The following is a 19,154-nucleotide window of genomic DNA, read 5'->3' as shown; positions in this document are numbered from 1 at the left end:
AAACCAGGGACAGGCGATTCTTTGGAAGATCACTTCATCGTCGAAGGAGATAATTTTCCCTCCACGGAGCCCAGGAGGCCGCGCAGCGACGCGTGGAGCTGCGTCCGGTCGGCTGGGTCCATGCCGTCGAGGATCTCGCCGCACAGCGAAACGATGCGGTCGAACGCGGGCTCGAACACGTGCAGCCCCCTCGCGGTCAGCGAAACGAGGGCCACGCGCTTGTCGTCGGGATCCGAACGCCGGGCGATCAGGCCGCGCCGCTCCAGCGCCGACAGCCGCGCAGTGACCGCGCCCGGCGTGATGATCAGCGCCCTGGTCAGCTCGGTCGGCCGGACCTCGAACGGGACTCCCTGCCGGACCAGTGCGGCGAGCACCTCGAACTCGCCCATGTTGAGGTCGCACTCCTCCAGGCCCTGCGACAGCACCTTGTCGAAAAGCCCGGCCGTGCGCTTCAGCCGTCCCCACGCCTCCAAGGGTTCCGTGTCGATCCCCGGGCGCTGCTCCGCCCACTGCGCACTGAAACCGTCGACCGCATCCATGGCGAGAGGATAGCCTGCTTTCCCGCGCGGACCACGCAGGCTCAGGCGATTGAGCCGCGAGCGCGACGATGATAGTTTAACTTGGAAATTTCACCTCACCGGCGCTTTGCTGCCGGATAGGCCGCCGCTCTTCGGCGACTCCCGCGGCCCGACGCCGATTCAACCGTGAAAGAAGGTCACTCCATGCCGGACATCCGATCCATCCGCGACGTGGCGGACATCGTCGAGGGCGTGGAATGGAGTGCGCTCCCGGACCACGTCGCCGAGGCGGCCGAGCGGAACACGCTCCACGTGCTGGGCACGACTTTCCTCGGCCTCGACCGGGACATCAGCAAGCGGTCCCTCGGGTACGCGCGCAACGCCGCGCCCGGCAACGCGACCGTGATCACCCTCGGCGCGACCGTCGCACCGGCCGACGCAGCTTTCGCCAACGCCACCGTCTGCCACGCCGACTTCCGCGACGACGCGCATTCGCACAGCCAGTCCCACCCCGGCGTCACCGTCATCCCGGCGGCGCTCGCCGCGGCCGAGATCCTCGGCCAGCCGCTGCCGCCCGGCACGATCGGGTCCGCGGTCGTCGCGGGGTACCAGGTGATCGGACGGCTCGGCCGCCTCGGCGCGATCACGTCCACCGAACGAGGGTTCCGGGCCAGTTCGATCTACACCGTCTTCGGCGCGGCCGCGGCCGCCGCGCGCGTGCTCCGCCTCGACCGCGGCGGGCTGGAATCGGCACTGGGCCTGGCCGCGCAGCAAGCGGCCGGACTGAACCAGCCGTACTTCGACGGAACCGACGACTGGATCCTGCTGCCCGGATTCGCCGCCAAGGCCGGCGTGACGGCGGCGCTGCTCGCCCGCGAAGGCATCGTGGCCGCGCCCCGCATCCTCGAAGGCGAGATCGGCTTCTACCGCGCCTACGCGGACGTCGACCTCGCGACCGTCGTCCCCGAGGGGGTCCCGGACTGGGAGATCGAGACCACGCGGCTCAAGACCATGCTCACTTGCGGATGGAACCAAGCGACCGTCAACGCACTGGTCGGCGCGGGCGTGAAGTGGGAAGAAGTGGATACCGTCGAAGCGATCCTCAGCCCGGAGGCCGGGGAGTTCCCGGGCGTCGCCAACCACGGGCCGTTCACCACCTATACCGGCGCGGTGCTCTCGCTGCCGTTCGCGATCGGCTCGCTGCTGTGGAACGGCCGCCTGGACTCCACGAGCGTCGCCGACGTAACGCGCCCGGAGGTCGAAGCCGCCGCTGAACGGGTGACCATCCGGACTCGCGAAGACTTCCACGGCTACGACACCGAGGCGGTCGTGCATTACCGCGACGGCCGGAGCGAAACCCTGCATGTCGACGGCAGCAAGGCGCAGTGGCTGCTGACCGTCCCCGAGGTCAAGGCCGCGCTCGAGGAAAAGTTCGCGGTCGCCGGACTCGACCAGAGCCTCGTCGGCGAGCTCGCCGCCGCCGTCCCGGGTCTGCTGTCTGGCACCTCGGCAACGCCGGTGCTGGACGTGCTCGGACGGCCGCTCTGAGATCGAGGGCGGCCCGGGATTTCGGGCCGCCCTCGGCCGGCTTCAGCTGTCCAGCCCGAGCAGATCCGCATAAGTCGGCATGTGCGCAGTCAGCCCGCCATCGGCGACAAGCACTTGCCCGGTGACGAAACGCGACTCCGGACCGGCGAGGAACGCCACCACATCCGCAACCTCGTCGGCCCCGGCGGAGATCGGCAGCACCTGATGCGCTTCGAGCAGGCGGCGCTTCTCCGGCGACATCCCGGTTCCCGCCGCGCGCCGCACCTGGATCAGACCAGGAACGACCGCGTTGCACCGGATGCCGTCGCGGCCGTTCTGCGTCGCGACCGTCCGCGTCAACTGGACGACGCCCGCCTTCGCTGCGCCGTAGGCGCTCGCGGTCAGATCGCCGAGCAGACCCGACGCCGAAGAAGTGTTCACGATGCTTCCCCCGCCGCGCGCGACCATCGCGGGGATCGCGTGCTTGCAGCCCAGCATCTGCCCGCGAAGGTTGATCCGGAGGGTCTCGTCCCAATGGTCGGCGGACGCGTCGGCGATCAGGCCGTCTGAGCGCACCAGCTGCATCGCCGCGGCGTTGTTGTGCAGGATGTCGAGACCGCCCCACCGGCGCACCGCCTCGGCGACCGCACCGGCTACTTGGGACTCGTCGCCCACGTCGCAGCCGATCGCCGCGGCCGTCCCGTCCGCCGCCTCGATTTCCGCGGCCCGTTCGGCCGCACCGTCGGAGTCGATGTCCGCGAGCAGCACCTTCGCTCCGCGGCGCGCGAATCCCTTCGCGCACGCCGCGCCGATGCCGGTCGCCGATCCGACGACGAGCGCGACCTTGCCTGCCAGAAGTCCATTGTGGTCCATACGGCGATACTACGTCGTTGAAGTAGTTCCCGCGGAAGCCAGTCAGATACCGAATGCAGGCATCAGCAGAACGCTTGAAAGAGCCAGAAAATACCGGGCCAACGGTTGACATCGCGACACCCGGGAGTCATGCTGACCAAACTTATTCAGTGTTGAAACACTCGTCGACGAGGCAAGGTGAAGCAGCCGTGGACACCGTGGTTCCGGACCTGATGAAAGTGCCGCAGGAGACGTCTTTCGACGACGTCGGCCGGCTTCTGCGAGCACGAGACCTCGCGCCCCTGCCTCGCGACGCGGCGCGCCCGGTGCTCGGAAACGCGCTCGTCTCGCTGCACGGTGCCGCGCACCGGCAGCGCCGGATCTCCGAGAACAAGCTGTTTTCGCCCGACGCGTTGCGGCGGTACGAGGAGGACATTCTCGAGCCGTCCGTCCGGGAAGCGTTCGCCGCGCTTTCGGCGCTGCCCGAAGACCCGGAGCGCGCGGCCGTCAATCTCCCGGCGTTCGTGACCGAACTGATCCTCAACATCAGCATCGCGCTGATCGGCATCGACAGGCGCGGCGAGGCGGACCGGAAGCGGATCTACGAGTTCATCGACCCGCTCATCGCCGCGCACGAGATCGAATGGTCCACGGAGGACTCGACGGCGGCGATCGCGCGGGCAGCGGACGCCCAGTCGCGGTTCTGGACCGAATTCCTCGAGCCCGCCTACCGACGTCGCCAGGCTGCGCACCGCGAAGGCGGCTGGACCGAACCCGCCGACCTGCTGAGCGTGCTGGCCTCGCCGGACAGCGGCATCGACGACGACACCGCGGCCCAGGAATGCGCGCTGTACCTCATCGCTTCGGTGTTCACCACGACGAGCACGATCACCAATACCGTCGAACTCGTTTCGGGTTGGTGCGAGGAGCATCCCGCCGACCGCGACCTGGTTCTCGACAGCTCCAGCGATTTCCTCTCCCGGTGCGTCGAAGAAGCGCTCCGGGTGCGGCCGCCCATCAAGCCGCTGCTGCTCCGGCAAGCGACGGCCGACGCGTCGGTGGGCGGCTGCCCTGTCTCGGCGGGCGCGACGGTCGGGGCGAATGTCGCTGCCGCGCACGCGGACCCGGCGGTCTACCCGGACCGGCCGGAGAAGTTCGATCCGACCCGAGCGCCTGCGGTCCAGGTGCGCCGCACCCACTATTCGTTCGGCGACGGCCCGCATCTGTGCATCGGCCGTCCGCTCGTGGTCGGCGACCCGCGCGCGGAAACCGAAGGCGACGCCGCGCACATCGTCCGCGCGTTCTTCGCCGCGGACGTGCGGACCGATCCGTCTCGGCCGCGGCGGTTCGCGTCCACCGCCCGGAAACGCTACATCGACTACCCGGTCACCGTCCGGATCGCGCGCTGATCCGCCATTCCGCCCCTCCCCCGCCACCGGAATGCGAGAACCGCCATGACCTCTCCCCAAGACCTCCAGTACCAGCAGATCAACGCCCGGATGGACCGGCTCACCGCCATCACGCGGTCGCACCGGATCTGGGTGTGGCTGCTCGGTTACCTCTTCGTCTTCGACCTCGTCGACCTCAACACCTTCGCCTACTCGGCGCCCGCTCTCCGCGGCGAGTGGGGGTTGTCCGTCGGTGCCGTCGGCGTCATCACCTCCGCCGGATTCTTCGGCATGTTCGTCGGCGGAGTCACCGGCGGGCGGATCGCCGACCGGCTCGGCAGGCGGCCCGTCATCATCGGGGCGGGCCTGCTGTACTCGCTCTTCTCGCTGGTCAGCGCGATCTCGCCGAACGCGGAGGTACTCGGGATTTCCCGGGTGCTCACCGGGTTCGCGCTGCAGGCGATGACGGGCGTGCTGCTCGTGTACGTCAGCGAGATGTTCCCGCTGGCCAAGCGCGGCCGGTACCAGGCGCTGATGTCCGCGACCGGCCTGGCCGGGATCCCCATCGCGGCCACGGTGTCCCGGCTCATCATCCCGCTCGGGCACGGCAGCTGGCGCTGGATCTTCGTGATCGGCGCGGGCGGTGCGCTCGGCGCGCTCGCCGCGATCCGGCTGCTGCCCGAATCCGCGCGCTGGAGTGCCGCCCGGGCCCGCTTCGGAGGAGCCGACCGGGTCGTATCGCGGCTGGAGTCCGAGGCGCGCGCGGCGGGCGTCGAGCTGGCGGAACCGGTCCTCGTCAGCACGCGGATCGAAAAGACCCGATTCCGCAACCTGCTCGAAGCCAAGTACATCAAGCGGACCGTCGTCGCCTCGGTCATGATGATCTTCTACATCCTTGGTGCGTACGGGTTTCTCTCCTGGGTGCCGACGCTGCTCAACGCGCACGGCATGTCGGTTACCCAGAGCCTGACCTTCTCGCTCGTGCTGTCCATCGCCGCAGTGCCGGGCGCACTGATGGCGTGGCCGGTGATCGACCGCTGGGAACGCAAGAACCTGATGGCGTTCCTGTCGGTGACCATCGCGGTCTGCATGATCGTCTTCGGATTCTTCGCGAACACCGTCACCATTCTGGTATTCGGGTTCCTGATCACGCTGCTGCTCGAAGCCATGACACCGATCGCCTACACCTACCTGCCCGAAATCTTCCCGACCCAGCTGCGCGGGCTCGGGTCCGGCATCGCGAACAGCATGGGCAGGCTGGCGGGCGTGGCGGGCAGCTTCCTCGTCCCGGCGATTTTCGCCGGGCTCGGTTTCACCGGGGTCTTCTCTTACCTGGCCGTCACGATGGTCCTGGTCGCCGTCACCTTGGGATTCTTCGGCGAGCGAACCACCCGACGGCGGCTGGAAGAACTCTCCGCCGACCAGTCCCGCACCGCGGTGGCGACCGGCGACTGATTCTTGTTCTCCGGCACGACATTCGACGAACTAGACAGAAAACGGAGGCGTTCGGTGGCATTGGACCTGACCGGCCGCCAGCGGGCATTCCGCGACGAGCTGCGCGCGTTCTACGCGAAGCACGTCGAGCCCGGCTGGCGGGAACGGTGCGCTGATTTCGAGGAGCTAGGACGCTACCTGCTGGACTGGGAACGCGTCCTCGCCGGCGCGGGCTGGTCGGTCCCGACGTGGCCCGCCGAGCACGGCGGCCGGGACGCGGACGCGGTGGAACGCGCGATCTTCACCGAGGAGACCGCCCGGTTCGACGCCCCGGAGGGCCTCAACCGGCTCGGCAAACGGCTCGTTGCCCCGGTGCTGTGGCAGTACGGCACGCCCGCGCAGCGCGAGCACCTGGAGCGGATCCGGTCCGGCACGGAGGTCTGGTGCCAGGGCTTCTCTGAGCCGGACGCCGGCTCGGACCTGGTGAACATCCGCACCCGCGCGGTGCGGGACGGCGACGAGTGGGTCGTCGACGGGGCCAAGATCTGGACGAGTTTCGCGCAGTTCGCGGACTGGATCATCCTGCTGGTGCGGACCGGCGCGGCGGACAGCCGGGCGGACGGGATCTCGGTGCTGCTGGTCGATCTGCGCAGCCCCGGCATCGAGATCTCGCCGATCCAGACCATTTCCGGCCGGTCGGAGTTCAACGAGGTGTCCTTCTCCGACGTCCGGGTGCCCGTCGCGAACCTGGTCGGCGACGAGAACCAGGGCTGGGCGATCGTGCGCAGCGTCCTTCAGGACGAGCGCGGCGCGGACTACTGCCTAGCCCGCTACAGCGACATCCGGCGGATCCTCACCGACGTCGCGCGCGACGTCTCGGCCGCCAAACCGGCCAGCGCGGTGCACTATTCCCGGCTGGGCACCGACTACGCGCGGGTCTACGCGATCCAGGTGCTGGCCTCCGACCTGCTCGAACGCGGCCAGCGCGGCGAAGCGCCGGAGGGGCTGGAGTCGCTGCTCAAGCTCTACACCACCGAAACCTGGCGGACGCTCGGCGACGACCAGGTGCGGGTGTGGGGCAGCCGGTACTTCGACGGCGGCCCGGCGGAACGCCTGCACGACTACGCCGAATCCCGGCACTACACGATCTCCGCGGGCACCAGCGAGATCCAGCGCAATCTCATCGCGAGCCGGATCCTCGCACTTCCCAGCGGACGCCGGAAGGGGGCGTGACATGGCCTGGACACAGCTTCTCGACTACGGTCTCGCCGGCGAGCACCGGGAGGTGCTGACCGGCTGGGACGAGTTCGTCTCCGCGCTCGTGCCGCCCCGCCCGGAACCGGCCGACGTGCCGGACGCCGCCGCGATGACCAGTACGCTGGCCGCGATCCGGGAGCAAGACTGGTTCGACCTGGCACTCGACCCGGAATTACCGCCTGAGCTCTACTTCGCCGCGATCGCCCGGCTGCACCGCAGGGAGATCGCGCCGCCGGTGCCGCTGCTGGAGGTGTGGAGCGCGCTGCGGATTCTCGGCCGGCTGGACCGCGCGGAGGCTGCCGAGTTGCGCGAACAAACCCTTGCCGGACAGGCAGTTCCGGTGCTGGCGGTGCAGTCGCTGTTCTCGCCGGGCGCAAGCGGCTGGGTGCCGTTCGGAGCTGACACGACAGTCCTCGTGGCCGTCGAGGCGGATTCCGGCGTCGAGTTGCTCGCCGTCGCGCCCGGAAGCGTCGAGTACGAAACGGTCAATGCGCCGGATCCGACATTGCCGTCGGTCGCGGTTCCGGCGCGCGGTGCCTCGCTCGGCAGGCTCGATCAGGCGGCCCTCGACGCGGTGCGAGCCGAGGTGCTGACCGCGCAGGCCGCCGCGATGTCCGGGCAGGCCGAGGCCATGGTGGACGCCACCGTCCGCTACCTCTCCACCCGAGTTCAGTTCGGCGTGCCGATCGGTTCGTTCCAGGCATTGCGCCACCGGGCCGCGGATGTCGCCACCGAGGTGTACGCAGCGCACCGCGTCGGCTTGCACGCCGCGGAACGACTCGCCGGCCACCCCGAACCGCTTTCGCTCGGGCTGCTCGCCAAGGCGTTCGTCGGAGCTGCGGCACTGCGTGCTTCGAGCGAAGCGGTGCAACTCCACGGGGGCATGGGCTTCACCTGGGAGGGCGGCGTCCATTTCGGACTCAAACGCATCATGCATCTCGCGATGACCGGGCCCGCGGTCGGCGAATGCGAGGAGGAGCTCGGCCGCCGCGCCGCCGCCCGGCCCGACGACCTGACCTGGGCGGGCGGGCTCGACGAGGCCCGCGGAACGACTGATACCGAGGAAGGCACGCGATGACGGAAGCAGGAAACCAGGAGCGGGCGGTGGAACTGGCCGACGTCACCGCGATGATCGACCTGCTGCGCGATTCCGGATGGCGGTTCGCGCGGCTGCGGATGGGCGCCTTCGATCTCGAACTCTCCGACGGCACCGAACCGATCGCGCAGCCGGCCGTCGCACTGCCCGTACCAGCGGCCGTGCCAGCCACCGCACAGGCCGTCGAGCCCGCTGCAGTTCCCGCCGCAGAACCCGTCTCCCCCGGCCAGGACGACGCGGCCGAAGGAGTCGTCGTGCGCGCCCAGTCGATCGGCATGTTCTGGCGTTCCCCCCAGCCCGGGGCGCCGCCGTTCGTCGAGGTGGGCGATCGGGTCGAGGAGACCACCCCGCTCGGCATCGTCGAGGTGATGAAGATGATGACGCGCATCGAACCCGGCGTCAGCGGCATCGTCACCGCGATCCACGCCGAAAACGGCGACGTCGTCGAGTTCGACCAGCCGCTCGTCACGATCACCCCGGCCTGAGGCGCGCCGTGATCAACCGACTCCTGGTCGCCAACCGCGGCGAAATCGCGGTGCGCATCATCCGCGCAGCCTTCGACGAAGGCATCGAAACCGTCGCGGTCACCTCACAGGCGGACCGCGACTCGCTGCCCGCGAAGCTCGCCGACCGCGCGGTCGTGATCGGCCCCGCCTCGGCCGGCCGCAGCTACCTCGACGTGACCGCCGTCGTCAGCGCGGCGCTGGCCACCGGCTGCGACGCGATCCATCCCGGCTACGGCTTCCTCAGCGAACAACCCGCGCTCGCCAACGCCTGCGCGGAAAACGACCTCGTGTTCGTCGGCCCCTCAGTCGACTCCCTCGTCCGCGGCGGGGACAAGACCGCGTCGCGCGAACTAGCGAAATCACTGGGCATCCCGGTTTCCGAGGCGGTCGAGCCCGCCGCGGACCAAACGTCCACGGTGGAGCTCGCCGCCGCACTGGGGTATCCGCTCATCGTGAAGGCCGCGGCGGGCGGTGGCGGCCGCGGAATGACCCTGGTGCACACCGACGACGAGCTGCTCGCCGCGATCGAACGAGGCACCCGCGAAGCGCAGGAAGCGTTCGGCGACGGCCGGGTTTTCGTCGAGCGGTTCGTGACGTCCGGCCGGCACGTCGAGGTCCAGATCCTCGGCGACGGCCGGGGCGGCGTGGTCCACCTCGGCGAACGAGACTGCTCGGTGCAGCGGCGATACCAGAAGGTCGTGGAAGAAGCCCCGGCGAGCGGTCTGCCCGGCGGGCTGCGGACCCGATTGCACGAGTCCGCGGTCGCCTTGGGCCGGGAACTGCGTTATCTCGGGGCGGGCACGGTCGAATTCCTCGTGGACGTCGAACGCGGCAGCTACTTCTTCCTGGAGATCAACACGCGCGTGCAGGTGGAGCACCCGGTCACCGAAATGCTCACCGGCATCGACATCGTGCGCGCGCAGCTCCGGCTCGCCCAGGGCGGACCACTGCCCGCGCAGGCCGACATCGAGCTGACCGGCCACGCCGTCGAGGTACGGCTCACCTCCGAGGACCCGAGCCGTTCCTTCCTGCCGACCCCGGGCCGGGTCACCGAATGGGTGGCGCCGCAGGGCAGCGACGTCCGGGTGGACACGCATCTCTTCCCCGGGTACGTGGTTCCGCCCTACTACGATTCCCTGCTCGCCAAGATCATCGCCCGCGGCGCGACCCGCGAGGAAGCGTTCGCCACGAGCGCGCGAGCGCTGCGGCACGTCCGCGTCAAGGGCGTCCAGACCAACCTCGGCCTGCTGGCCGACCTGGTGACCGACCCCGATTTCACGGCAGGCCCGGTCACGACGCGATGGCTGGAAACCGCGTTCATGCCGTCCTGGAAACCCCGCGAGGAGCCCCATGGCTGAGATCCAGTTCTACGACCAGACCTTCCGCGACGGCCAGCAAAGCCTGTGGGGCATGAAGATGCGCGCGCAGCACATCCTGCCGGTCGCGAACGACATGGACAACGCCGGGTTCGCCGGCGTCGAACTGACCGGCACCACGATCCACACCGTGCTCGTGCGCGAATTCCGCGAAAACCCCTACGAGGGACTCGACGCGGTCAGCGCCCGGATGCCGAAAACCCCGCTGCGCGGCGGCATGCGCCCGGACACCGCGGGCTTCACCCTGCAGCCCGACTCGGTGATCGACCTGTCGGTTTCGGTCATGGCCGCGCACGGCATCTCGAGTTTCTGGTTCTTCGACTGCCTGTTCGGGCTCGACCGGATGGAACGGCTCAGCAAGGTGATCGGCGAGCACGGCGCGGAATCCGTGCCGACCGTTTCGTTCGCGCTGTCGGACGTGCACACCGACGAGTACTTCGCGGACAAGGTGCGGCATTTCGCCTCGTGGGAGCACGTCGATGCGATCATGCTCGCCGACGAGGCGGGCGTGCTCACCCCGGAGCGCGCCCGCACACTGCTTCCGGCGATGATCGAGGCGGCCGGCGACGTCCCGATCGAACTGCACTGCCACAACACCACCGGCCTCGCCCCGCTGAACTACCTGATCGGCATCGACCTCGGCCTCACCCGCATCCACACCGCGTCGCGGCCGCTGGCCAACGGCCCGTCGCTGCCCTCGACCGAAGCGATGCTGGAGAACGTCACCGAACTCGGGCACACGACGAACCTCGACGCCGAGGCGCTCGCCCGGGTGGCGCGGCACGTCGAGTTCGTCGGCAAGCGCGAGGGATACCGGCTCGGCGTCCCGGAGGAGTACCGCGTCAAGACCTACTCCACGCAGATGCCCGGCGGGATGATGGGCACGCTGCGCGCCCAGCTCGCCAAGCACGGCATGGAGCACCGGCTGCAGGAGGTGCTCGACGAGGTTTCGCTGGTGCGCGCCGAATTCGGCTACCCGGTGATGGCTACGCCGTTCTCGCAGTTCATCGGAACCCAGTCGGTGCTCAACGTGACCACCGGGACCCGGTACGGCATCGTCACCGACGAGGTGATCCTCTACGCCATGGGCCGCTTCGGCGACCCGCCCGCGCCGATGGACCCGAACGCCAGGGACCGCATCCTCGGCACGAAACGCGCCGCCGAGCTGGCCGGCTGGACACTCCCCCAGCCGTCCCTGCACGAGCTGCGGCAGCAGTACGGCCGGAATCTGTCCGACGAGGAACTGCTGCTGCGCATCCTGGTGCCCGGCCCCGCGGTCGACGCGATGCTCGCCGCGGGCCCGCTCCCGCGCGACTACCCCCGTTCCGACGAACACCCGCTCGTCGCCACGCTGCGCGAAGCCGCCGCCGCGACCACCCGCTGCGTGCGGGTGCGTGCCAGCGGCCTCGACATCCAGCTCAGCCGCTGAAGGAGGTTTCCTGATGGCGCAGACTCCGCTCATCATCAACGCCGCGATCTCCGGATCGCTGTCCAAGAACGTCATGCCGAATCTCCCGAAGGACGCCGAGGACATCGGCCGGATGGCCGTCGAGGTCGCCCAGGCGGGCGCGTCGATCGTGCACATCCACGCCAAGGACGACGACGGCGAGCACACTGGAGAGGTCGAGTACTTCCGGCGCGCGATGGACTACGTCCGCGACGCCGGTTGCGACGTCGTGATCAACCTGACGACCAGCTTCAGCGCCTCCTCGACCGACGACTGGGAGACCCGGTTCGGGCCGGTCACGCTGTCCCCGGAACTCGCCTCCTACGACGCCGGGACAATGAACTTCGGCGACCACGTCTTTTCGAACACGCCAGCGTTCCTGCGCGACCTCGCCAAGAAAATGCAGGAGTACCAGGTGAAGCCGGAGATCGAGGTCTTCGACACGGCACAGATCGGCAACGCCGTGCGGATCGCCGAAGAAGGCCTGATCGACGATCCGCTCTACATGCAGTTCGTCCTCGGCGTCCACGGCGGCGCGCCCGCCACCGCGAAGCAGCTCGTCCACCTGGTCGAGTCGATCCCGCCCGGCACGATCTGGTCGGTCGCCGGGATCGGCCGCCACCAGCTGCCGATGGATGCCCTGGCCATCCTGATGGGCGGCCACGCCCGGACCGGGCTGGAGGACAACTGGTACTACGAGAAGGGCCGCCTGGCGACCAACCGGCAGTTGGTGGAGCGGCTGGCGGGGCTGGCGAAGACGTTCGGCAGGGAAGTCGCGACCCCGGCACAGGCCCGCGAGATCCTGGGGATCGGCTGATGGACAAGTTCCGCATCGAACAACGCGGCGGCGCGCTCGCGGGCATCCTCAACCGGCCCGAGGTGCACAACGCCCTCGACAGCGACCTCCGCGCCGCGCTCGCCGATTTCTGGGACCGGGTGCGGGAGGATCCCGAAGTCCGGGTCGCGATCGTGGCCGGCGCGCCCGGCTCCTCGTTCAGTTCCGGCCGCGACATGAAGGAAACCGCCAAGGCTTACGAAGCCGAACGCCCCGGTGCGGACTGGGAACTCGGCGGCCGCACCGGCTATCCGGCCGATACCCCGCCCGGCAAACCGGTCATCGCCGCGATCGACCGCTACTGCATGGGCGCGGGGCTGAAGATCGCCGCCGAATGCGATCTGCGCATCGCCGCCGCCACGGCGGTTTTCGCCAGTCCGCAGGCGAAAGTCGGCCGTGCCACGGAAAGCCCCCTGTACCTGCGTCGCGCCGGAATCCCGTCCGCGGTCGCGCTCGACATGGTTTTCACCGGCCTCCGGCTCGACGCCGCCGCGGCCCTGCACCACGGGCTCGTGAGCCGGGTAGTCGGACCGGACCGGCTCATGGCCGAGGCCTGGTCGATGGCCGAAACGATCGAGTTCTTCTCCCCCACCGTCGTCGCCGGGCTGAAGACCGGCCTCGACGCCGAACTCGGCGACCTTCCGGCCTCGATGGCGTCGTCGCTCTGGAAAAAGGTCACCGCCATGTACGGCGACACCCCGGACGCCCGCGAAGGCGCGAAGCGCTTCGTTTCCGGCCGATGACCGCGAACCTCGCCGCACGCTTCGAACGCCTGCCCTTCACGAGATACCAACGCAATCTGGTTCTGCTAATCGGCACTGCCTACGCTTTCGATGGTGCCGAACTGGCGGTTCTCACGTTCGCGTTGGCACCGCTGCGGAGCGCGTTCGGGCTCACTGCGGTCCAAGCGGGCCTGCTTGCCAGTGCGACGTTCCTCGGCATGGCTGTAGGGGCCCTGGCCGCCGGGGTGGTGTCGGACCGCATCGGCAGGCGCTCGGTGATCTGTTACAGCATGTACGTCTGGGGAATCGCCAGCCTGCTGGTCGTGTTCGCCTGGGATTTCGGTTCGCTCGCCGGCTTCCGGTTCCTCACCGGTCTGGGCATGGGCGCTGAACTGCCGGTCGCCTTCGCGATGCTGTCCGAGTTCCTGCCGACCCGGAAACGGGGTCTGCTGCTCGGCATCACCAACCTCGCGGTCACGGCCGGCTATCTCCTGATCGGCGCGGTGTCGCTGGCTTGCCTGGCCACGGTGGGCTGGCGCGGCGTCTTCGTGTTCATGGCCGCGCTGGCGCTGTTCGGGGTCGTCGTCCGCCGAGCGCTGCCGGAATCGCCGCGCTGGCTCGAATCGGTCGGCCGCCACGACGAGGCCGATGTGACGATGACGGAAGTGGAGCGCGAGGTAGCGGCGGCGTCGGGCGCTCCGCTTCCCGAACCGAGCACCGACGCCGCGCTGGCGATCGAGCAGCAGGTGCGCAATCCGTTGCGGGTCCTGCTGAGCAAGGCCCACCGGCGGCGCACTCTGCTGGCGTGGGCGATGTGGCTGCTGAACATCGCCGCGTTCTACGGGATCACCACTTGGACCGCGGCGGTGCTGGTCGAGCGCGGCGACAGCCCGCTCAGCGCCATCGGCCTGGTCATCGCGATGTACGTGTGGCAGATCCCCGGCACCGTCGCGGCGTCGTACCTGATGGACCGGGTCGGGCGGAAGGCGGTGTTCGTCGTCTGTCTGCTGCTGTACGCGGCCTGCGCGGTCCTCTACGTGTCCGTCGAATCCACCGCGCTCATCCTCGTTTTCGGTTCCCTGCTTCAGTTCTTCTCCGCCGGGAACACCGCAGCCAACTACACCTACACGCCTGAGCTGTTCCCGACGCGGGCACGGGCGAGCGGGATCGGATCGGCGTCCGCGTGGGGCCGGGTCGGCGCGGTCGCCGGACCGTTGCTGGTGCCCGTTCTTGTCGGTGTCTGGTCCTATGTCGGCGCGTTCGCGGTCTTGGCCGGGATGCTGGCGCTCACCGCGCTGCTGCTGCTCGTCTTCGGCCCGGAAACCCGCAACCGGCAGCTCGAAGAGCTGTCCGAGCAACCGCTGGAGCGCCATGTCTGAGACGGTCGCGGTGGTCGGCGCGTCCCCGCGCAGCTTCTGGACCGCGTGGGCGGTCCGCAACCTCCGCGCGCTCAACCCGGATCTGCGCGTCGTGCCGGTCACCCCGAACTATTCGAACGTGCACGATCTGCCTGCGCTGCCCGACATCGCCTCGCTGCCCGGCGACGTCCGGGCCGCCGTGGTAGCGATCCGCCGGGAAGCGAGCGTCGAAGCGGTCCGGGAACTCACCGCTGCCGGAGTCCCCGACATCGTCCTGGTGTCCAACGGCTTCCGCGAACGCGGCGACGACCTCGGGGCGCGATTGCAGGACGAACTGGTGCGGATCGTGTCCGGCACCGGAACCCGGCTGTGGGGACCGAACTGCGTCGGCTTCGCGGACTTCCGCGCGCAGATCGGGGCGATCGCCGAGCCTGCCTGGACAGAGGTCGAGCCCGGGCCGGTGTCGATCGTCTCCCAAAGCGGTGCGTTGCTGTCCGGCTTCCTCCCCGCGGCCGCGGAAGAAGGCCTCGGCGTGGATTTCTGCGCATCTACCGGAAACGGTGCCGTGCTGGGGCTGCCGGAGGCACTCGACCTCGCGCTCCGGCGGCCGGACACCCGCGTTGTCTGCGGCTACCTCGAAGGCGTCGCCGCCGACCAGCTGCCGACGCTCGTCGCCGCATTCGACTACGCACGGACGGCCGGGAAAAGGATCATCCTGCTCAAGGCGGGTGCCTCCGAGCTCGGCCGGCTCGCAGTGCTCTCCCACACTGCGAGCATCGCCGGAACCGACTCGGTGTTCTCGGAGCTGTTGCGGCAGCATGGGGTACTGCGCGCGGACGGCGTCGACGAGATGATGCGGTTGGCTTCGCTCGCATTGCTGAACGCGCAGGCCGCGGTCTCCGTCCTCGGCAGTTCCGGCGGCGGTGCGGCGCTTTCCAGCGACCTCGCCAGCCGCTACGGGGTGAACCTGACGGTGTTCGCCGACGAAACCGTGGACCGGATCCGGCGGCTCGCCGGGCCGGGATCGTTCGTCGAGAACCCCCTCGACGTCATCGGCGCCCAACGTCCAGCGGGTGCCGACACCGTGCCTGCGGCCGTGTTCTCCGATCCGAACACCGGGCTGGTCCTGTTGCCGTGGAGCGTCCAGTTCCCCGACGGCATTCCGCTCCAGGGGCTGCACACCGCGAACTGGGACTACCTCGCCCAACTGTCCGCGCAGCACCGCATGCCGCTGGTCATCAGCCCGATGGCGTCGGTGCCGGGCACGGACTGGGTACGGGAGTACCGCCGCAGGAACCCGCGGGTCGCCGTCGTGCCGAATCTGCGGCTCACCTTTTCCGCGCTGGGCAAGCTCTTCCCCGCCGAGCCCGAAGCGGTGATCCCCGACGTGACCGCGGACGACCAGGTGCTGAGCGAAGCGGACTCTCGCGGACTGCTGGAGATCGCCGGGATCCCGGTGGTGCGCGGCGTGCGCGCCAAACCTGGCGAAGACCTGGCCGCGGCGGCAGCGGAATTGACCCCGCCGTTCGCGGTCAAGGTGATCGCCCCGGTCGGGCACAAAGCACGGATCGGCGGAGTCGTACTGGGAATCTGCGGCACCGCTGACCTCCCGGCGGCCGCTGCGCGGATCGGGGAAGCCGTCGTCGCGTCCGGGCTGCCCGCCGACCGGATCGAGGGGTTCCTGGTCGAGGAGATGGCCTTCGGTACTGAGGTGCTCGTCGGGACGCACACCGATCCCGCGCTCGGCAAGTACGTGGTCGTCGGTCTGGGAGGAGCGACAACGGAGATCGCCGCGCGCACTCGCACACGCCGTCTGCCACTGTGCCCGGGCGATGCCGAAGAACTGCTCGCCGCCGCCGGGGTGCGCGAGAACCCGGCTGCCGTTGCCGCGGTCAACCGGCTGTGCAGTTCTTTCGAGACTGGCGTGCTGGCTGGGTTCGCGGGGGTCGAGATCAATCCGCTGATCGTCACCGCGACCGGGTGCCAGGCGGCGGACGCCGTCGTCAGCCGGCACTCCTGACCGGTCACTCCGTCAGGTGCCGCACCACGTCGTCGGCCGCCGCGATCATCGCGTCGTGCCCGGCGTGCGGCCACCGCAGCACGTCCCAGCTGCTGCTCAGCCTCGCCGCGACCGCATCCGGCCACGCGACCGGGAAGTTCGTGCGGACGAAGCTTTTGCGCACAACCGAGTCCAGCCCGGTCCCGACGGCCAGCGGTTCCTCGAAGACCGGCAACGACTCGTCGCCGAGGAGGCTGTCCGCCCAAGCGCGGTCCGGCCCGGCGGGCACCCCGAACGCCGCGGCGTCGAAAGCGGCGGGCGGGCTGATCCGCCAGCCGTCCCCGTCGTTCCCCGCAAGTTCCCGCAGAAGCGCGGGAATCTCCGGGGACGCGGCCATCACGTCCATCGCTGATTCGCCGCTCTCCGGGATCGTCGCGTCGATCGCCACCAGCCGCGCGATCCGGTCCGGCAGCAGATCGGCGACCCCGGTCACCACCATCCCGCCCAGGCTGTGCCCGCAGAGCACGACGTCGGCGAGCTGTTGCGTCACGATCAGGCTGGCGACATCACGGACCCGGTCGGCCAGGCTCAGGTCGCGGCGCAGCAGATGACCGCGCTCGCCGGCACCCGGCAGGCTGGGCGCCCAGACCTCCCAGCCACGCCCGCGCAGCCCGCTGACCACTTTCCGCCAGCACCAGCCGCCGTGAAACGCCCCGTGCACGAGAACCGCGACCGGCATGTCACTCCTTTCCCCCGGCGGAGGGGGCGCACGAGCCCGCGCGCCCCCTCCGGTTCAGTCCAGCGGATCGCGCTGCGCCCAGTTGCCCGGCCACTCCATGAACCGCGACCAGAACCAGGTCGCGTGCCGCCGCTGGATGCGCCAGCGGCCATCGATCTTCCGGTAGATGTCGTGGTACTGCCCGGCCTGCAGATGAGCGCGGCCGTCGCTCCAATTCGCCGGGACCAGCCAATACAACCGGCCCTCCGCCTCGTCCTGGGAAACGATCCGCAGGGTCGCCGAGGTGTAGTGGTGGCTCCACTCGCCCATCAGCTCGTTCAGCTCGCCGTACCACTCGCGGAGCGTTTCCCGGCCCCGGACCGGTTCGTCGCCGCCGACCTGCACCTCGCCGTCCGGTGCGTAACACGCGACCGCGCCGTCGAGATCGTGCGCGTCGAAGCACATCGCGTACTCCCCGCGAAGCTGCTCGATCTCGGCCCGGTCGAGCAGTTGCTGCACGGCGGCTTCCTGGTTCACGCCGCCTCCCGGAACAGCGACACGAAATGGTGCCCGATCAGGTATACCGACAGATTCGTCATGCCGTTGGTGATTTCCGGCATCACCGACGCGTCCGCGACGTACAGCCCCGGGACGCCGTGCACCCGCAGCCGCTCGTCCACCACCGTGCCGGGATCGTCCGCCGGGCCCATCCGGCACGTGCCGACCGGATGGTAGGCGACGATCAGCCCGGTCTTGCGGATCCACTCGTCAGCCGCCGGAGTGTCCAGCCAGGACAGCAGGTCGCCGCCGGTTTCGGCCGGGGAAGGGAACGCGACCTCGTCGACGATCTCCGACAGCGCGCCCTTGGTCGCCGATTCGACCAGGATCCGGTAGCCCTCCTTGAGCACCTCCAGGTCGACGTCCTCGGCCAGGAAATTCACGTGGATGTCGGGCTGTTCGCGGTGGTCGGTGCTGCGCAGCGACAGCCAGCCGCGCGACTTCGGCTTGGCGTTCACCGAAGCCAGGAACACGATGTCCTCGGCCTCGGTGTCCACTTCGAAATTGACCGCGTTCACCGCCATCTGGCCGGGCACGTACATGATGCTGTTCTCGCCGCCCGCGGCCGACGGGAGCCGCGCGTAGACCCGGAAGCCGTGGTGCTCGGGATCGGCCTCCCGGGTGGTCACCACGAGCGCGATGCCGGGATGGTCGTGGAGGTTCCTGCCCACTCCCGGCACGTCGCGGACCACCGGGATGCCGAGCCGGGCGAGTTCGCCGGCGGGCCCGATTCCGGACAGCTGAAGGATTTTCGGCGAGTTGATCGCACCAGCGCTGAGCACGACCCGGTCGGCGCGGATCGTCTCGCGCTGGGTTCCGCCCACCGCTTGCACCTCGATGCCGACCGCGCGTCCGTCCTCGACCAGCACCCGCACGACCTCGGTCAGCGACCGGATTTCGAGGTTGTCCCGCTTGCGCGCGTCGGCGAGATGCGTGATGAGAGTGCTGCCCCGCAACTCGCCGGTCTGGTTGCGCGGCAACGTCCCGACTCCGGTCGCGCCCGGTTCGTTCACGTCCGGGCACTCCGGCACGCCACGCGCCAGCAGATCCGCCTTGAGCTTGCGCATCGACAGCGGCCAGCCGGATTCGGGGAAGCGGAAGATGTCGACCGGGCCGCCGGTCCCATGGTGCTCCGCGGATCCGAAGTCGTGGTCGTCCTCGAGTCCGATGAAGCTCGGCAGCACCTTTTCCCAAGCCCAGGAGGGATTCCCGAGTTGGGCCCACCGGTCGAAGTCCGCGACCGTGCCCCTGATGCCCACGGTCCCGTTGACCGCCGAGGATCCGCCGACGACGCGGCCGCGGGGATACGCGGTCTCGCCGCGTTCCTCGGGCGGCTCGGTGAAATAGGCGGTCATCTCCCAGTCGTGCCCGGTGAGCTGGGGGTTGTACGCGTCTTTCAGCGGTTCGGGCAGTTCCTCGGCGGTCGGGTAGTCCGGACCGGCTTCGACGAGGATCACGCGGTGGTCCGGGTCCTCGCTCAGCCGGGCGGCGATGATCCCTCCCGCGCTGCCGGCCCCCACGACGACAGTGGTGTTCGTGCTCATGGCTCTCCTTTGAGACCGT

General features: G+C 69.4%; 17 protein-coding genes. 12 read left to right on the top strand and 5 right to left on the bottom strand.

The features are described from left to right. Positions 1-29: 29 nt before the first annotated feature. Entirely contained in the window at positions 30-539 is a 510-nt protein-coding gene (locus tag FKO37_RS26475) for a MarR family winged helix-turn-helix transcriptional regulator (protein WP_238606191.1), read from the bottom strand. A gap of 183 nt (positions 540-722) precedes the next feature. Here FKO37_RS26475 and FKO37_RS26470 point away from each other — a divergent pair, with 183 nt between their 5' ends. Further along, positions 723-2,066 carry an MmgE/PrpD family protein gene (locus FKO37_RS26470; protein ID WP_238606190.1) on the top strand — a complete coding sequence of 448 codons (1,344 nt, stop codon included), beginning with the start codon at positions 723-725 and terminating at the stop codon, positions 2,064-2,066. Positions 2,067-2,108: 42 nt separating this feature from the next. On the opposite strand, the gene FKO37_RS26465 is transcribed toward FKO37_RS26470, so the two are convergent. Next, positions 2,109-2,918 (bottom strand): SDR family NAD(P)-dependent oxidoreductase, encoded by an 810-nt coding sequence (locus FKO37_RS26465; RefSeq protein ID WP_238606189.1) that lies wholly within the window; start codon positions 2,916-2,918, stop codon positions 2,109-2,111. A gap of 188 nt (positions 2,919-3,106) precedes the next feature. Between FKO37_RS26465 and FKO37_RS26460 the strand changes: the two genes are divergently transcribed. Genes FKO37_RS26460 through FKO37_RS26410 form a run of 11 tightly spaced genes read left to right on the top strand, consistent with a single transcriptional unit; the run spans position 3,107 to position 16,336 of the window. Continuing rightward, on the top strand, positions 3,107-4,306 hold the full coding sequence (locus FKO37_RS26460; protein WP_238606188.1) for a cytochrome P450: 1,200 nt from the start codon (positions 3,107-3,109) through the stop codon (positions 4,304-4,306). Positions 4,307-4,351: 45 nt separating this feature from the next. Beyond that, positions 4,352-5,740, top strand: coding sequence for an MFS transporter (locus tag FKO37_RS26455; RefSeq protein ID WP_238606187.1), 1,389 nt, complete (start codon positions 4,352-4,354; stop codon positions 5,738-5,740). Positions 5,741-5,794: 54 nt separating this feature from the next. Continuing rightward, complete coding sequence (locus FKO37_RS26450; protein ID WP_238606186.1) at positions 5,795-6,952, top strand: acyl-CoA dehydrogenase family protein; 1,158 nt, start codon at positions 5,795-5,797, stop codon at positions 6,950-6,952. Position 6,953: 1 nt separating this feature from the next. After that, positions 6,954-8,054, top strand: a complete 1,101-nt coding sequence (locus tag FKO37_RS26445) for an acyl-CoA dehydrogenase family protein (protein WP_238606185.1) — start codon at positions 6,954-6,956, stop codon at positions 8,052-8,054. After that, positions 8,051-8,557 (top strand): biotin/lipoyl-containing protein, encoded by a 507-nt coding sequence (locus FKO37_RS26440; protein ID WP_238606184.1) that lies wholly within the window; start codon positions 8,051-8,053, stop codon positions 8,555-8,557. The genes FKO37_RS26445 and FKO37_RS26440 overlap by 4 nt, the downstream gene beginning before the upstream one ends. Positions 8,558-8,565: 8 nt before the next feature. Next, positions 8,566-9,936, top strand: a complete 1,371-nt coding sequence (locus tag FKO37_RS26435) for an acetyl/propionyl/methylcrotonyl-CoA carboxylase subunit alpha (protein WP_238606183.1) — start codon at positions 8,566-8,568, stop codon at positions 9,934-9,936. Then, positions 9,929-11,383, top strand: coding sequence for a carboxyltransferase (locus tag FKO37_RS26430; protein WP_238606182.1), 1,455 nt, complete (start codon positions 9,929-9,931; stop codon positions 11,381-11,383). Before FKO37_RS26435 ends, FKO37_RS26430 begins: the two co-directional genes overlap by 8 nt. A gap of 13 nt (positions 11,384-11,396) precedes the next feature. Further along, the gene (locus FKO37_RS26425; RefSeq protein ID WP_238606181.1) at positions 11,397-12,218 is read left to right on the top strand and encodes a 3-keto-5-aminohexanoate cleavage protein; all 822 of its coding nucleotides are present in this window, start codon (positions 11,397-11,399) and stop codon (positions 12,216-12,218) included. Further along, a complete protein-coding gene (locus tag FKO37_RS26420) occupies positions 12,218-12,979 on the top strand; it encodes an enoyl-CoA hydratase/isomerase family protein (protein WP_238606180.1) in 762 nt (253 codons plus the stop codon). The genes FKO37_RS26425 and FKO37_RS26420 overlap by 1 nt, the downstream gene beginning before the upstream one ends. Continuing rightward, on the top strand, positions 12,976-14,337 hold the full coding sequence (locus tag FKO37_RS26415) for an MFS transporter (RefSeq protein WP_238606179.1): 1,362 nt from the start codon (positions 12,976-12,978) through the stop codon (positions 14,335-14,337). The genes FKO37_RS26420 and FKO37_RS26415 overlap by 4 nt, the downstream gene beginning before the upstream one ends. Next, entirely contained in the window at positions 14,330-16,336 is a 2,007-nt protein-coding gene (locus tag FKO37_RS26410; protein WP_238606178.1) for an acetate--CoA ligase family protein, read from the top strand. The genes FKO37_RS26415 and FKO37_RS26410 overlap by 8 nt, the downstream gene beginning before the upstream one ends. Before the next feature lie 4 nt (positions 16,337-16,340). Here the strand turns inward: FKO37_RS26410 and FKO37_RS26405 are convergent, their stop codons facing one another. Genes FKO37_RS26405 through FKO37_RS26395 form a run of 3 tightly spaced genes read right to left on the bottom strand, consistent with a single transcriptional unit; the run spans position 16,341 to position 19,135 of the window. Then, positions 16,341-17,054: an alpha/beta fold hydrolase gene (locus FKO37_RS26405; RefSeq protein ID WP_238606177.1), complete on the bottom strand. Its 714-nt coding sequence runs from the start codon at positions 17,052-17,054 to the stop codon at positions 16,341-16,343. Positions 17,055-17,108: 54 nt separating this feature from the next. Further along, positions 17,109-17,570 (bottom strand): nuclear transport factor 2 family protein, encoded by a 462-nt coding sequence (locus FKO37_RS26400; protein ID WP_238606176.1) that lies wholly within the window; start codon positions 17,568-17,570, stop codon positions 17,109-17,111. Next, positions 17,567-19,135 carry a GMC family oxidoreductase gene (locus FKO37_RS26395; protein WP_238606175.1) on the bottom strand — a complete coding sequence of 523 codons (1,569 nt, stop codon included), beginning with the start codon at positions 19,133-19,135 and terminating at the stop codon, positions 17,567-17,569. The genes FKO37_RS26400 and FKO37_RS26395 overlap by 4 nt, the downstream gene beginning before the upstream one ends. Positions 19,136-19,154: the final 19 nt, after the last annotated feature.

Source organism: Amycolatopsis sp. Poz14 (assembly GCF_006704225.1).
GTDB classification, from domain to species: domain Bacteria; phylum Actinomycetota; class Actinomycetes; order Mycobacteriales; family Pseudonocardiaceae; genus Amycolatopsis; species Amycolatopsis nivea.
This window is presented reverse-complemented; position numbering and strand designations above follow the sequence as displayed.